17 protein-coding genes are annotated in these 14872 nt (G+C 42.2%); 2 read left to right on the top strand and 15 right to left on the bottom strand.

Annotated elements, in window-relative coordinates; translation table 11 throughout:
* The first annotated feature begins 89 nt into the window (after nt 1–89).
* Both nrdD and nrdG read left to right on the top strand, forming a co-directional pair.
* Nucleotides 90–2291, top strand: a complete 2202-nt coding sequence (nrdD, locus tag DVW06_RS09475; protein WP_137264581.1) for an anaerobic ribonucleoside-triphosphate reductase — start codon at nt 90–92, stop codon at nt 2289–2291.
* A gap of 189 nt (nt 2292–2480) precedes the next feature.
* A complete protein-coding gene (gene nrdG / locus DVW06_RS09470) occupies nt 2481–3077 on the top strand; it encodes an anaerobic ribonucleoside-triphosphate reductase activating protein (protein WP_003127104.1) in 597 nt (198 codons plus the stop codon).
* Nucleotides 3078–3313: 236 nt separating this feature from the next.
* On the opposite strand, the gene DVW06_RS09465 is transcribed toward nrdG, so the two are convergent.
* From DVW06_RS09465 to dnaX, 15 genes are all read right to left on the bottom strand, one after another.
* The gene (locus tag DVW06_RS09465) at nt 3314–3979 is read right to left on the bottom strand and encodes a DNA alkylation repair protein (RefSeq protein WP_021151044.1); all 666 of its coding nucleotides are present in this window, start codon (nt 3977–3979) and stop codon (nt 3314–3316) included.
* A gap of 18 nt (nt 3980–3997) precedes the next feature.
* Entirely contained in the window at nt 3998–5113 is a 1116-nt protein-coding gene (gene dinB, locus DVW06_RS09460) for a DNA polymerase IV (RefSeq protein WP_005472399.1), read from the bottom strand.
* 181 nt (nt 5114–5294) lie between these two features.
* Nucleotides 5295–5633 (bottom strand): P-II family nitrogen regulator, encoded by a 339-nt coding sequence (locus tag DVW06_RS09455; RefSeq protein WP_086269243.1) that lies wholly within the window; start codon nt 5631–5633, stop codon nt 5295–5297.
* Nucleotides 5634–5647: 14 nt separating this feature from the next.
* Nucleotides 5648–6865 (bottom strand): ammonium transporter, encoded by a 1218-nt coding sequence (locus DVW06_RS09450; RefSeq protein WP_005472395.1) that lies wholly within the window; start codon nt 6863–6865, stop codon nt 5648–5650.
* 158 nt (nt 6866–7023) lie between these two features.
* Nucleotides 7024–7479 (bottom strand): GNAT family N-acetyltransferase, encoded by a 456-nt coding sequence (locus DVW06_RS09445; RefSeq protein ID WP_137264580.1) that lies wholly within the window; start codon nt 7477–7479, stop codon nt 7024–7026.
* Nucleotides 7480–7534: 55 nt separating this feature from the next.
* Nucleotides 7535–7834: a MazG-like family protein gene (locus DVW06_RS09440; protein ID WP_003127098.1), complete on the bottom strand. Its 300-nt coding sequence runs from the start codon at nt 7832–7834 to the stop codon at nt 7535–7537.
* Nucleotides 7835–7948: 114 nt separating this feature from the next.
* On the bottom strand, nt 7949–8806 hold the full coding sequence (rsmI, locus tag DVW06_RS09435; RefSeq protein WP_003127097.1) for a 16S rRNA (cytidine(1402)-2'-O)-methyltransferase: 858 nt from the start codon (nt 8804–8806) through the stop codon (nt 7949–7951).
* Nucleotides 8807–8857: 51 nt separating this feature from the next.
* A complete protein-coding gene (locus DVW06_RS09430) occupies nt 8858–9205 on the bottom strand; it encodes a DNA replication initiation control protein YabA (protein ID WP_003127096.1) in 348 nt (115 codons plus the stop codon).
* Between the two features lie 19 nt (nt 9206–9224).
* Nucleotides 9225–10025, bottom strand: a complete 801-nt coding sequence (locus tag DVW06_RS09425) for a PSP1 domain-containing protein (protein ID WP_003127095.1) — start codon at nt 10023–10025, stop codon at nt 9225–9227.
* A gap of 15 nt (nt 10026–10040) precedes the next feature.
* On the bottom strand, nt 10041–10985 hold the full coding sequence (gene holB, locus DVW06_RS09420; protein WP_003127094.1) for a DNA polymerase III subunit delta': 945 nt from the start codon (nt 10983–10985) through the stop codon (nt 10041–10043).
* A 13-nt stretch (nt 10986–10998) separates the two neighbouring features.
* Nucleotides 10999–11328: a cyclic-di-AMP receptor gene (locus DVW06_RS09415; RefSeq protein ID WP_003127092.1), complete on the bottom strand. Its 330-nt coding sequence runs from the start codon at nt 11326–11328 to the stop codon at nt 10999–11001.
* Between the two features lie 31 nt (nt 11329–11359).
* Nucleotides 11360–12007, bottom strand: a complete 648-nt coding sequence (gene tmk / locus DVW06_RS09410; protein WP_003127091.1) for a dTMP kinase — start codon at nt 12005–12007, stop codon at nt 11360–11362.
* Between the two features lie 19 nt (nt 12008–12026).
* Complete coding sequence (gene recR, locus DVW06_RS09405; RefSeq protein WP_003127090.1) at nt 12027–12623, bottom strand: recombination mediator RecR; 597 nt, start codon at nt 12621–12623, stop codon at nt 12027–12029.
* A gap of 15 nt (nt 12624–12638) precedes the next feature.
* Nucleotides 12639–12953 carry a YbaB/EbfC family nucleoid-associated protein gene (locus DVW06_RS09400; protein ID WP_003127089.1) on the bottom strand — a complete coding sequence of 105 codons (315 nt, stop codon included), beginning with the start codon at nt 12951–12953 and terminating at the stop codon, nt 12639–12641.
* Between the two features lie 20 nt (nt 12954–12973).
* Nucleotides 12974–14692, bottom strand: coding sequence for a DNA polymerase III subunit gamma/tau (dnaX, locus tag DVW06_RS09395; protein WP_137264579.1), 1719 nt, complete (start codon nt 14690–14692; stop codon nt 12974–12976).
* Between the last annotated feature and the right edge of the window lie 180 nt (nt 14693–14872).

Genomic DNA, 14872 nt, shown 5'->3' with positions numbered 1-14872 from the left:
GAATTATTTAGCGAATAAAAGCCACTATATATAGTTGCCGAAAACCATATTTTGTTTTATGATATTGGAGAAGATAAGGAGTGATAGTAATGATGGACTTAAAGAGAAATACTGAACAAAGCGGGGGTAGCCATCCTCAATTAACCCAATTAAAGATCGTGAAACGTGATGGTCGCTTAGTAGATTTCGATGACCAAAAAATTTACGATGCATTAGTAAAAGCCCAAAGAAAAGTTAAAGGAGAACTATCTCCCCTCGATCATGAACGGATTTTAGAAATCGTAGAAGGAATCGATCATGAGATCGCCGAACGGTTTACCAAAAACGTTAAAATTTATGAAATCCAAAACATCGTTGAGCATATTTTATTAGCAAAAAATGAATATGCATTGGCCGAAGAGTATATCAACTATCGGACACGTCGCGATTTTGAACGCAGCAAAGCGACGGATATCAACTTTACGATCAATAAATTAATGAATAAAGATCAAGCAGTGGTCAACGAAAATGCCAATAAAGACAGCAATGTCTTCAATACTCAAAGAGACTTGACTGCAGGGATCGTAGGGAAATCCATCGGCTTGAAAATGCTGCCCCCTCATGTGGCGAACGCCCATCAAAAAGGTGATATCCATTATCATGATTTAGATTATCATCCTTATACTCCGATGACTAACTGCTGTCTAATCGATTTCAAAGGCATGCTGAACAATGGTTTCAAAATCGGAAACGCAGAAGTCGAATCACCAAAATCGATTCAAACGGCGACAGCTCAGATCTCTCAAATCATTGCCAATGTGGCATCTAGTCAATATGGCGGTTGTTCTGCAGACCGGACGGATGAATTACTTGCACCTTTTGCTGAATTGAACTATCAAAAACACTTGCAAGATGCGCGTGAATGGATCGACGGCGAGGATCGCCAAGAAGCTTACGCGAAGAACAAGACAAAAAAAGACATTTACGATGCGATGCAAAGTTTGGAATATGAGATCAATACTTTGTTTACTTCAAATGGACAGACACCTTTCACTTCCTTAGGCTTTGGTCTGGGAACAAACTGGTTTGAGCGAGAAATCCAACGTGCAATCTTACAGATCCGGATCAACGGACTTGGCAGCGAAAAACGGACAGCAATCTTTCCGAAGTTGATTTTCAGTATCAAACGCGGCGTAAATCTGAAACCCACAGATCCAAACTACGACATCAAAGAATTGGCTCTGGAATGTGCAACGAAACGGATGTATCCAGATGTCTTGAATTATGACAAGTTGATTGAATTGACGGGTAGTTTCAAAGTACCGATGGGCTGCCGTTCTTTCTTGCAAGGCTGGAAAGATGAACATGGCGAAGAAGTCAATGTAGGACGGATGAACCTTGGGGTCGTAACATTGAATATTCCCCGCATTGCCCTAGAAGCTAACGGAGATCGCGACAAATTCTGGTCTCTTCTGGAGCAGCGTCTGCAAATCGTCAAAGATGCGCTTGTTTACCGAGTAGAACGTTGCAAAGAAGCGAGTCCGGCAAATGCACCAATCCTATACATGTATGGCGCATTCGGCAAACGCCTCGATCGCAAAGACAGTGTCAACGAGTTGTTCAAAAATAAACGTGCTACTGTTTCCTTAGGGTATATTGGATTGTATGAAGCAGCTGCTGCTTTCTTTGGTGGTGAGTGGGAAAATGATCCTGAAGCAAAAGAATTCACGTTAGCCATCGTGAAAGAGTTAAAAGCCCATGCAGATGCTTGGGGCGATGAATACGGCTATCATTTTAGCGTCTATTCCACACCAAGCGAAAGCTTGACCGATCGCTTTTGTCGTTTAGATACAGAAAAATTCGGCATCGTTGAAGACATCACAGATAAAGAATATTACACAAATAGCTTCCACTATGATGTCCGCAAAAATCCAACGCCATTTGAAAAGTTGGATTTTGAAAAAGACTATCCAAAGTATTGTTCTGGCGGCTTTATTCATTATTGTGAATACCCAGTTCTGCAACAAAATCCCAAAGCTCTTGAAGCAGTTTGGAATTATGCGTATGATCGTGTCGCTTATCTAGGAACCAACACTCCGATCGATCATTGTTATGAATGCGGATATGAAGGTGATTTCAATCCAACTGAACGCGGCTTCGAATGTCCACAATGTGGCAATCACGATCCAAAGAGTTGTGACGTCGTCAAACGAACATGCGGTTACCTAGGAAATCCTCAAGCTCGACCAATGGTTCACGGTCGTCACAAAGAAATTTCCGCTCGTGTCAAACATATGAAACATAATGACTGAAACAAGTGTCCCCTACGCGACTAAAGCGTAAGCAAATTCTGCTTCTTTCTAACTGACAACTGTTGGTCAGGAGTCCGCAGAAAACGAGTGCTGGAATTGCTCGCGCATTTGTGCTTTCTAATGGTTTTTGCTACAGTCGCGAAGGACATTTTTATCGAATAATCGAATAGTTAGAAAGAAGTTTTGCACATGAGAAATCCTCGCCCCAAAGAATGGCAAGCAAAAGAGTATAGTCAAAATCATATTGCAGATTATAAAGCCTTCAACTTTGTTGACGGCGAAGGTATCCGCAATAGCCTGTATGTCAGTGGTTGTTTATTTGCTTGCGAAGGCTGTTTCAATAAAGCAGTCCAAAATTTCCGCTATGGCACCCCATTCACAGCAGAACTCGAAGAACAGATCATTGAAGATTTGCGGCACGATTATGTTCAGGGACTAACACTATTGGGCGGCGAACCTTTTTTGAATACTGAAGTATGTCTGCAAGTGGTAAACAGAGTCCGTTCCGAGTTCGGTCATGGCAAAGATATTTGGAGCTGGTCTGGTTACACCTTCGAGGAACTACTGTTGGAAACAGAAGATAAGCTTGAGTTGCTGTCTCGCATCGATATCCTAGTTGATGGCCGTTTCGAATTGAGCAAACGCAATTTGAATCTGCAATTTCGCGGTAGCAGCAATCAACGAATCATTGATGTTCCTAAATCCCTAGCACTAGGCGAAGCGGTGATTTGGGACAAATGCAAAGACGCAGAAAAAAGCTATGAACAAATCAAAAAGAGTATTTGACGACTTGAATAAACTTCAGTTTTCAAACTGATACAAAAGATAAAAGGGACTGTGACATAAGTCATCATCCAACAAGTTAAACCGAATAATAGTCTGTTGCTAGGATAGATTCCTCTGACTTTTGCGACGAGGAGTCCCTGCACCGCAGGAGCAATAATAATTAATGTTCGGATAGTGTTACTTGTAGGAGATTTATGGCACATTCCCTTTTATTTTGATCATAAAACACACCATCATTACAAATGTTTGCTTGCTTCTTTGATACTTAACGGAGCTAACTGATCTTTGTGCGTTAACAGAAAAGCCTGCACCCACTCAGGGTTTGTTTTAGCATAATCGCGCAAACTCCAGCCAATCGCTTTATTGATAAAGAATTCATCGCTACCTAAATTATTTAAAAGGATCGTCTCTAAAAGCTCGCGATCGGTTTTTTCTTTTCTAAGCAGTTGGTGGTCAATGGCGATGCGCCGGAGCCATAAATTTTCTGCTTTGCTCCAAGCAAGCATCTTTTGGCTCAACTCCGGGTAGGTCATAGTCAGCCCACCAACAACTTTATTCAAGCCATCAACAGTATCCCACCAAGACTTTTGAAGGACTAATTCACTTATTTTCTCCAGTTCGTCTGGTTGGAGGACCGACTGCATCGTTACCAGATAGTCGATAGCTACATATTGCATTTCACGATAAGGTAGTTGCCAACAGGTTTCAACAAATGCCCAATCGATGGCGGCCTTTTTCATTGCAGCAAAATAAGGTCTTTGTATTTGTTTGCGTACAGGTGACGGAATCCCTAAAAAGTCAAATTGGTTCCGCATGTACGCCCGCATTTGAACTTTTCGTGCTGGATTTTCTTGTGCCATGAATTCCTCTAGTAACGCTTTCCATTGACTGTTTGTCGTCATTATGCGCCTCCATATATTTTATTCTGTTTCCCACAAAGGCAATACGATATTTTCATAAGCTAATGGATCAAGATTCGTAACTGTGATCCCCAATAAGCGGATCCCTTTTTCGATTCCTAGAATCTCCTCCCAAATCAAACTAGCTTGTGAAAAAATAGCTTCTTTCTTGTGCATATACTCTGGCAACGTGACCCGTTTTGTGATGGTGGAGTAATCGGCATAACGCACTTTCAACACCACAGTCTTTCCGTGTTTTTGCGTACGTTTCAATGATCTTTCTACTTCTTCTGCCAGGTTTCTTAGCTGACTGATGACTTGATCTTCTGTGGTTAACGCATTGCCATACGTATGTTCTTTTCCGACTGATTTGCGTTCTCTCGTCACACTGACCGGAGAATCATGGATTCCTCGAACTTTCCGGTATAACGAGTAGCCCATTTTTCCAAATTCTTGGATCAATGCCATTTCGCTCCATTCATAAAGGTCAGATCCTTTATAAATCCCTAATTCGTGCATTCTCGGCACTGTCTTCTTACCGATACCATGAAATTTGTCAATCGGTAATTTTTTTAAAAAGACCACGGCATCTTCCGGCATCACTACCGTCAACCCCCGGGGTTTGTGAAAATCCGAAGATAATTTGGCTAAAAACTTATTGTAGCTGACGCCTGCTGAACAAGTAAGCTGGGTCGTCTGCCAAATGTCTTGCTGGATCATGCGAGCAATTTTGATCGCTGAAGGACAGTTGATCTTGTTGACGGTCACATCCAGATAAGCCTCATCGATAGAAACCGGTTCAATCACATCGGTATAGCGCCCAAAGATCTCTCGGACTTGCTGAGAAATTTCGCGGTATTTCTGATGGTTGCCAGGTATAAAGACGGCATGAGGACACAATTCAAAGGCTTTTTGCGCACTCATTGCAGAATGGATCCCATACTGACGTGCTTTATAATTGGCAGTCGTGACGACACCTCTACCCCCAGTATCACTTGGGTGGCGGGCAATCACTAAGGGATGCTTAGCCAATTCAGGATTGTCTCTTTCTTCTACTGATGCAAAAAAGGCATCCATATCGATATGGATGATTTTCCGAGACGTATCGTTTTTTAACGGAAAACGCAACTCAGCCATCTTCACCACTCCATTCTCCTCTATTATAAACGAACAGAAGTTCCCTATCAAGAGGCTCATTCTAAGCATCGGCGATTGTTGCAAACAAAAAGAATCCCTGTAAAAAAGACAGAAATTCTTTTTGCTTCCCGTTATGATTTAAGACTTCAAATTTGGTTCGATTCGTTAAAAACGTCTAGACTTACAGCGCCGATGGGCCTCGTTCATTGGTTCGGATTCGTACTGCTTCTTCGATTTGGTAAATAAAAATTTTACCATCACCTACTTCACCTGTATGGCAGATAGACAAAATCAGTTCAATGATTGCTTCAACCTCTTCATCTTCTACAACAAAACTCGCCTTTACTTTAGGCAAAAGTGTCGTAATCACTGCTTGTCCCCGAACAAATTCTTTGACCCCTTTTTGATTACCACAGCCCAATACTTGACTCACCGTCATTCCAGCCATATCTATTTGATCAAGAGCTGCCTTTAATTCTTCTAATTTTTCTTGTCGAATGATCGCTTCTACTTTTTTCATCTGCATTCCTCCATCTATGAATCCAGCCCCATGAACGTTGGATAAGCTGTTTCATCATGTTCACTGCGATCCATTCCAATAGCTTCTTCTTGTTCTGTGACCCGGATCGGTAGCACGCGTTTGATCACATGGATCAATAGAAAAGATATGCCCCCCGCAAAAAGAATCGTAAATACGATACTAATGATCTGCGCAATGAACAATTCTGTTCCACCATAGAGCAACCCAGTTTGATGATTGACAGCAGGATCAGCGAAAATCCCCGTCATGATTCCACCAAAGATTCCGCCAATCCCATGACAACCAAAAGCATCCAAAGCGTCATCCAGACCTAAGCGATGCTTGATGACCGAAATAAAGTAATAACAAAACGGACTCACTAATGCCCCGATCACAAAGGATGACCAAAGGGAAACAAAACCTGCGCCAGGAGTAATTGCTACCAGACCCACGACAGCTCCGGTACAAGCTCCGACAATGGTTGGCTTCCCTAATAGAACTTTTTCAATCAACATCCAGGAGAGCATCGCAGCTGCGGCTGCCGTATTGGTCGTTAACAACGCTTGAATGGCGATCCCGTCAGCAGCTAATGCTGATCCAGCATTGAAGCCAAACCAGCCAAACCATAGCAACCCTGCACCTAGTACGACAAATGGAATATTATGGGGACGATACTCCGTTTGATGAAACTCGCGTCTCTTACCCACGACTAATGCTAGCACGAGACCGCTGATTCCTGAACTAATATGGACAACGTTGCCTCCTGCAAAATCAATCGAACCGATAGCATCTAAGAAGCCGCCACCCCAAACCATATGGGCCATCGGAAAGTAAACCAAAAACAGCCAGCAGCCAATAAATAAGAAAATAGCTGAAAAACGCATTCGTCCTACGACTGATCCGGTAATGATCGCTGTTGTGATTAGTGCAAACATCATTTGAAAAGCCGCAAACAATCCTTCAGGAATCCCTTCTCCGTCCGTCATGGAAACTTGCTGGAAAAATAACTTATCGATGTTGCCGATAAACGCACCGGTACCACTGAAAGAAAGCGAATACCCAGCCGCCACCCACAGAACTGAAGCTAGTCCCATGGTGCAAATCACCATCATCATTGTATTCAAGATATTTTTTCGCCTTTCCAATCCACCATAAAAAAAAGCTAGCGCAGGAGTCATTAAAAAAACCATCCCACTGCAAACCAAAATAAACCCACTATTTCCTGTTCCCATTCCAATCACTCCCTTTTATGTTAGATATCCTACCATCTTATCCAGGAGATCGCTAGTGTTTTTTTAAATTTTTGCAATTATTCTGAAAAAAGCTCACTTTATATGTTATGAAATCTAACATTCGCAATTCGACTGATGGCTTTCTTGGGTAATGGCGATCAAAACGACGCATAAAAAGTCACATTATCCGTCAAAGGCTTAAAGCCATTCTTTTTATAAAAATCGGCAGCTGGGATCTTTTCTTCTGTATCTAATAGTATCGTGGGAATGCCTTTTTTGACCAACTCTTCTTTGATCCTTTCTAAAAAAGCAGAGCCGAAACCTTTCCCTTGATGCTTGCCAGCAATTAAAAAGGTATCGATGACATATTCTTTTCCTTGGTACCACGGCTTAATAAAGCCTAACGAGTACCCTATCTTTTCATTGGTCAATGAGTCCGTTAGAAAATAGCCAATATAAGTATTCATCGCCATCATGGATGACACATATTCTGTAATTTGAGGAACGGTCAGTTGATCATTCCATGGCTCCGCTGAAAAGACTGCAATATACATTTCAACAGCTTCCTTTAAATCTTTTTCTGTTAGCTCACGTATGCTTAAGTTGGTTGTCATTTCGTTTCCCACTTCCTTTAACAATTCATTGTCAGTTCAATCGAATGACGAACCATCATTCATCGATTCGTTTTGCATACCCATTGCCATAACTGGTATAGCGGCGGGCTTGGTTGATTTTCATTTTTTTCTGAATCTCTCCGTCTAGATCAATCGATAAGATCTCCGCTAAACCGAGAAGGTAGATGGCTACATCTGCCAATTCTTCCCCCACATTTTGTTTTTTGCGATAAGCATCAAAAGCTTCAGCCACTTCACCATATAATGACAAAAATTCCTTTTCAATATTGGTGACATTAAATTGATGATCAATTTTGTTTTGATAGATCGCTTTTTGCATGTCTCGTATGTTCATCTTTTTCTCCTTTTTAAACTAGTATATCATGTCCTTTTGTGACGGTTTCACCCAATCATCCATGCCACTAAAAATGAAACTCATTATTCAAAAAAACCGATGCACAGGCATCGGTTAAGCGTCTAAGTGATAGGCATGATAGACCGTTTGTTTTTTTACTTGATTGCGTTTCGCCACTTCCTTGATAGCCTCCTTAGAAGACATCCCGGTCTCCATCAGAGCTGTTACTTGCTCTTTAAGGCTTCCATCATAAACGATTTCGACAGAGTCCGTCGATCCCTCAACCAAAAGGCAGCACTCTCCTTTGACTGTATTTTCCCCTAGATAGTCCAACAGTTCCTTTAAAGAACCTCGCAAGTATTCCTCGTGGATTTTTGTCAACTCTCGACAGATGACTGCAGAACGTTCTGCACCAAAAACAGTAATCATATTTTCGATCGTCGCTGCCAAGCGGTAAGGTGATTCATAAAAGATCATCGTAGCCGGCTGGTTCGCCAGCTCAGCCAATGCTTCTTTTTGCTCCTTCTTTTTTCGAGGTAAGAAGCCATAAAAAAGATTGGGCTGCGGAGACAAACCAGAAGCGATCAAAGCAGTCAATCCTGCTGTAGGACCAGGCAAGGCAATCACTGGAATATCAGCTGCAATGCACGCTTTGACTAATTCATGACCAGGATCACTGATCGATGGCATCCCTGCGTCACTACATTGTGCAATTATTTTTCCAGCTAGCAATTGATCGATGAGTTGCGGCACACGTTCCTTGAAATTGTGTTCATGCAAACTTCGTTGCGGTGTCGTTATTTCAAAATGGTTCAATAATTTCTGGGTATTCCTAGTATCTTCGCTGGCAATCAAATCGGCTTCCCCTAAAATTTTGACACAACGAACGGTCATGTCTTCCAAATTTCCGATTGGTGTCGGCACTAAATAAAGCGTTCCATTCGATTGTTTATAGCTTTGTTGTTTCTGCATACTTTCCCTACTTTCAAAAAAAGACCAGCCACCTGCGCTGGTCATTTCCTATTATCGTCCGCTTTCTCGATAGATCACTTCAAGACAAAAAGCACACGGTTCATCATGTTCTCTTCTAGATCCATATAAGTCATAACAAACATGGAATCCTTCTTCGTATATCTTTTCCAAATTCATTCGCGATTTGGACAATTCTTGTTTGACCGATTCTGCGGGCGCTTCGGCCACTTGATTCAATTCACGGATATGTTCCCGTAAACGTTGATTTTCTAATTCTAGCGTCGTATTTTTTTCAACGATTTCTTGCAAAGACTGTTTCATCTCTGCTAAGTTATTCAACGAATTTTGCAGTTCATTTTCTAACTGATTCAATCCATCATAAATCGATCGCTTGTCCATGCTCATTATGGTCACCTACTTATTTTGTCACTAGTTCTTCATATTCATAGTCTATGGGCGTTTGTCGATCGTACAAACGGACTTTGATAATGCGCTGCAATAAATCCAGACCGACTACTTTTCCTTTTCCATCCGGAGTCTCAACTTCTTTGCCGCGATCCGGTAATTCTCGTTTTGCTTGTTCATATTCATCATTCTCATACTTCAAACAGCACATCAAACGACCACACAACCCGGAAATTTTCGTCGGATTCAAAGACAGCCCTTGATCTTTGGCCATTTTGATCGAGACAGGGATAAAATCGCCTAAGAACGTCGAACAGCAGAGCTTGCGGCCGCATGGACCAATTCCGCCGATCGCCTTTGCTTCATCTCGTACACCGATTTGTCGCAACTCGATCCTTGTATGAAAATGACTCGCCAAATCTTTGACTAGTTCGCGGAAATCAACTCGACCATCCGCTGTAAAATAATACAGCATCTTTGACCGCTCAAATGTATATTCTGCCCTAACAAGTTTCATAGGTAAATTGTGCGCTCGAATCTTCTGCTTGCCAATGATCAGCGCTTCTTCAGCATCTTGACGATTTTTCTTTTCTTTCTCGATATCTTTAGGCGTGGCCTGTCTAATGATTGGCTTTATGTCATAAGGCAAATCTTGCGAATCGATCAACTGCTTAGGAATCGCGACGGTCGCCATAAACTTTGCTTCTTGTGATTCAACGATCACTCGTTCCCCCGACGTGTAATCTCGCTTCTCAGGCGCATAAAAATAGATTTGTCCCGCAGCGCGAAAGCGTACACCGACTACTTCTATCATAACATTGCTCCCCCTTTAGGGTACTGTTATGCCATAGATGATCTTCACTGAAAATTGTTCAGCAACGCCTTGAAAAGCTACATTCGCTTGCAGTTTCTTTTGGGCTTGCAAGGCAGCTTCGATGGCAAGATTGATCTCTTTTCCCCATAAGCCTTGTGCCAATAACTGGTCTCGTTCTTCCTGAAAATAAAATAACAGAATCGAAAAAATAACTCTCTGCTGTTCTTTTTCTTTTGCTAAAGCGAGCAGCTTTTTTTGAACGAAAATAAACGCTTGCGGATCTTTCTTCAAGAGATACTTCACCCATTGTGCAACAGCATCCTTAGTTTCATTAAACCATTCCTCTTGGGAGATTTCAACTGCTTTATGATAACTATTTGTCAAGTAACTCAAAAGACGGCTACTCTCTTGAGAAAGTCCTTCTTTTTGCAGCTTTGTCTGCAATTTTTCTTTCGCCAATGGTGAAAAATGAATGATTTGACAACGGGACTGGATCGTCGGCAAGATCCGTCCAACACTTTCCGTTTCTAAAATCGCTAAGAAATTCCCTACAGGTTCTTCCAAAAATTTCAGTAAACTATTTGCTGCACTTGTATTCATTTTTTCTGATTGAGAAAGAAGAAAGATTTTCAAGCGACTTTCGAAGCCGCTCTTAGAAAATTCTTCTTGCAATTGACGAATTTGATCTACTTTGATCGTCTGTCCATCTGGTTCCACCATGAGTACGTCCGGGTGCTCCCCTTGAGCGATCCGCAAACAATTACTGCAAGATCCGCAAGGTTCATCTGATTGAACATTCGTACAAAAGAGACGTTTCGCCAGCCACAAACTCATCTCATGTTTGCCCGTTCCTGCATCGCCTTCAAAAAGATAAGCATGGGCAATCCGCCCATGCTCGACACTTTTCTTCAGTTGGGCAAAAACCAGAGGTTGATATTCTTGTAAAAAAAGTTCCTCCATGGTCTGCTCCTTTTTAGTATTGATGGAAGCCATCGACTGGTAGAACAAAAACCGTTGCACCGCCAACTTCTACTTCCACTGGATAAGGTACTTGCCCATCAAGTGAGATGTCTAACGACATTGGTGTGGAAACATATTGTTTTCTAGACTGACAGGTTTTCTTGATCAGTTCCAATGCGTCTTGGACCCGCTCATCCTCAAGACCAATAATAAATGTACTGTTGCCGGCTTTTAAGAATCCGCCGGTAGATGAAAGTTTCGTAGCGCGAATGTTGGCATCAATGAATTCATTTGCTAATCGGTTGCTGTCTTTGTCTTGCACGATTGCCATAATCAATTTCATGAGATCATCTCCTTATTATTGTCGTCAGCGATCACATTGTTTTGAAGTAGGAAGGATATGCTTCAACGATTGCTGAAAAACTTGTCTCAACGACATCTTGTAATCCCATTCTAGCATCAACCTTATGGATGCGTACAGGATTTTCTTCTGCCAGCTTCAAATAAGCATGACGAACTCGTTGGTGAAATTCTAATCCTTCCGCGTCCAAGCGATCCAACTGATGAGCCCGATGCTCTTGAATCCTTCTTAAACCTGTATCCGAATCGACATCCAAATACAAAGTGAAGTCAGGCTCCGTGCCTTCGGTGGCAAATTCATTGATACGTGCAATCTCAGGAATACCGATCCGGCGCCCTGCCCCTTGATAAGCTAAAGAACTATCTACAAATCGATCACAGATCACGATTTTGCCTTCATTCAATGCTGGTAAAATCACTTGGATCAAATGTTGGCGTCTTGCAGCAGCATACAGCAATGCTTCAGTCCGTTCATCCATCTCAGAATTTTTGGGATCCAGTATGATCCGCCGAATTTTTTCTGCGATTTTTACACCGCCTGGTTCTCTCGTTTTAACAATGTCTCGTTTGGCTTCTAGCTGCAAACGAGGATATAATTCTTCTAAAACACTGGTTTTGCCAGCGCCATCTGGTCCTTCAATGGTTATGAACAGTCCACTCACCCTTGTTGCCTCCAATTTCTTATAATTCACGTCTTCCTTCCACTGCTTTAAGCAATGTCACTTCGTCCGCATATTCAATATCGCTGCCGACAGATAAACCGTGAGCCAACCGCGTCACTTTGATCCCCGCTGGTTTGATCAGTCGGGAAAGATAGATCGCGGTAGCTTCACCTTCTGTCGTGGCGTTCGTAGCAATGATCACTTCTTTCACTTGGTCATCATGCAGACGCTGAATCAAAGGAGCAATATTGATATCTTCTGGTCCAGTACCTTCCATTGGAGACAGAACACCATGCAAAACATGATAGAGCCCATGGTACTCACGGACTTTTTCTAACGCCATGACATCCTTTGGTTCTTCTACTACTAAGATCGTGCCTTTATCTCGTGAAGGGTCACTGCAGATCTCACAGGGATCTCCTTCTGTAATGTTTCCGCAAATACTGCAAAAATGCAGATCACGTTTGACGCTCAACAGTGATTTAGCAAACTCATTGACGACTTCATCTTTCATATCGATCGTATAAAAAGCCAATCTAGTTGCTGTTTTTTGTCCGATACCTGGCAGCTTCATGTAGCTGTCGATTAATCGTGCGATCGGTTCTGGATACTGCACGCCACATTTCTCCTTTTATAAACCGGGGATTCCTTTAGTGTATTTACCCATAGTCCGTTCGGTTTCTTTTTCAATTTTAGTTAATCCATCATTTACTGCCAAGATCAGCATATCTTGTAACATGTCAACATCTTCCGGATCGACGATTGCTTGATCGATCGAAAGATCGCGTAATTTTTTATCACCTGTAAAAGTTGCCTTCACATAGCCATTTGTTGACTCGCCGATAAATTCTTTACTGTTTAGGGCTTCTTGTTCTTTTACCATCTCTTTTTGCATTTTTTGTACTTGCTTCATCATGCCTTGCATATTTCCCATGCCTCGCATCATTGTTCTTCACTCCAATTCTCTCAATTTTCTTCGATGCTCGCCAATTCACCAAAAAGCTCTTGGGCTTTGGTAACGACGACTTCATTTTCAGGTTCTTCCGTAGTTGGTTCTGGTTCAGCTTCCCCTTCATCTAATTCGCCTGTATTGAAGGTTTGTCCGCCAGTAATAAATTCTTGTCGTAAGATTGGCCAGCTTTCTTTCGTGATAAACACGGCTTGCGGTGCATAATCAGATATCATTCGTGAAATTTGATTATGCAATGTCAGCTGCAAGTCTTGGTCATTGGCTGCTCGTTGACAGACAATCTCATAATCAAAGGCAATCACTACACCAGATGCACTGGCTGCTTTTGCTTCGCTCGCGTGGAGCATTGCTCGTTGTGTCACCGACAATGACATCAACAGATCATCCCAAATGTTCCGCACATTTGCGAGATCTTTTTTTGTGGCTTCTTTCAAGACTTGAAAGACCCGTTCTTTCGGCACTCGGAAAGTGCTGCTATTTTTGGTCTTCTTGGCAGGTGGATTGACCGGTTCACTGCTGGCCGCCGATGGGTTTTCTTGTAGTTTTCGTACTTCTGACTGCAGCTTCTGAATTTCTTGACGAAGCTGCTGAACTTCTTGATTCGACACCGAAACTTCTCCTGAAGCTGGCAATCTCCTCTGATTTGCTAGTTTAACAACTGCTACTTCCAAATAAATGGTCGGATTATTGGTAAATCGCACCTCGTTTTGCGTCTCATTCAAAACAGTGATCCAATGGTAGATTTGATCTGCAGTAGCTGCCTGAGCTAAAGTTTTGAAGCCTGGTGTGATCTGCAGTGATTTTTCTTCTAATAATTGTGGTGCCTGCTGATATAAGAGCAAGTCACGACAATAGACCAGCAAGTTCTCCAACAACCGCCGTGCTTCTTTGCCCGAAGACAGCAGCTGGCGCAATGTCTCTAATGCATCTGGTACTGCTTGGTCTTCGCAAAATTGCATCAAACGGTCCATCATCTCATAAGACAAACTGCCGGTTACTTCTAATGCGTCTTGAGTCGTGACTTTGCCATCACTAAAGGCAATAGCTTGGTCAGCGATACTTAACGCATCCCGCATCCCACCTTCTGCGGCTCGTGCGATCACTTGCAAGGCTTCTTCTTCATAGGCAATTTGACTGCCGTCTAAAACTGTCTTTAGATGATCAACGATATCTTGCGTATTGATTCGCTTAAAATCAAATCGTTGCGTTCGAGAAATGATCGTTGCAGGAATCTTGTGCGGCTCTGTCGTCGCCAAAATAAACACTACATTTTTTCGTGGTTCTTCTAACGTCTTCAGTAACGCGTTGAAGGCGCCGGTCGACAACATATGAACTTCATCCACGATATATACTTTATATTCAGCTTGTGTTGGTGCATAATTTGCACGGTCTCGGATAAAGCGGATCTCTTCGACCCCATTGTTGCTGGCTGCGTCGATTTCGATAACGTCTTCTTGCGTACCAGCTGTGATCGAACGGCACATCTCGCATTCATTGCAGGGCTCTCCATTGACTTGGTTTGGACAATTGATTGCTTTTGCAAAGATTTTGGCAGCACTCGTTTTTCCTGTTCCCCGAGGACCGGTAAATAAATAAGCATGCGAAATTTGATTTTGCTCGATCGCATTTTTCAAGGTTTGCGTAATTGCTTTTTGTCCAACGACATCCTCGAACCGTTGGGATCGCCATACACGGTACAATGCTTGATAGGCCATATTTTTCCTCACTCTTTTCAAAATTCGCTATTATCTATTATACGTAATATTTACAAAAAAAACTACCTTGAGTTGCCTATCTGCTGAAAAAGAAATGATTTTTTAAGGGAGCAATCTTTTAATAAAAATCCGCACATCCTAGAGAACGATACTTTGAAAAAAGTATTGTTTTATAGACGA

Source organism: Enterococcus sp. ARL09-542 (assembly GCF_005234805.1).
In the GTDB taxonomy this organism is placed as follows: domain Bacteria; phylum Bacillota; class Bacilli; order Lactobacillales; family Enterococcaceae; genus Enterococcus_D; species Enterococcus_D gallinarum.
Note: the sequence above shows the minus strand (reverse complement) of the source record. Positions and strands in the feature narration are given on the sequence as shown.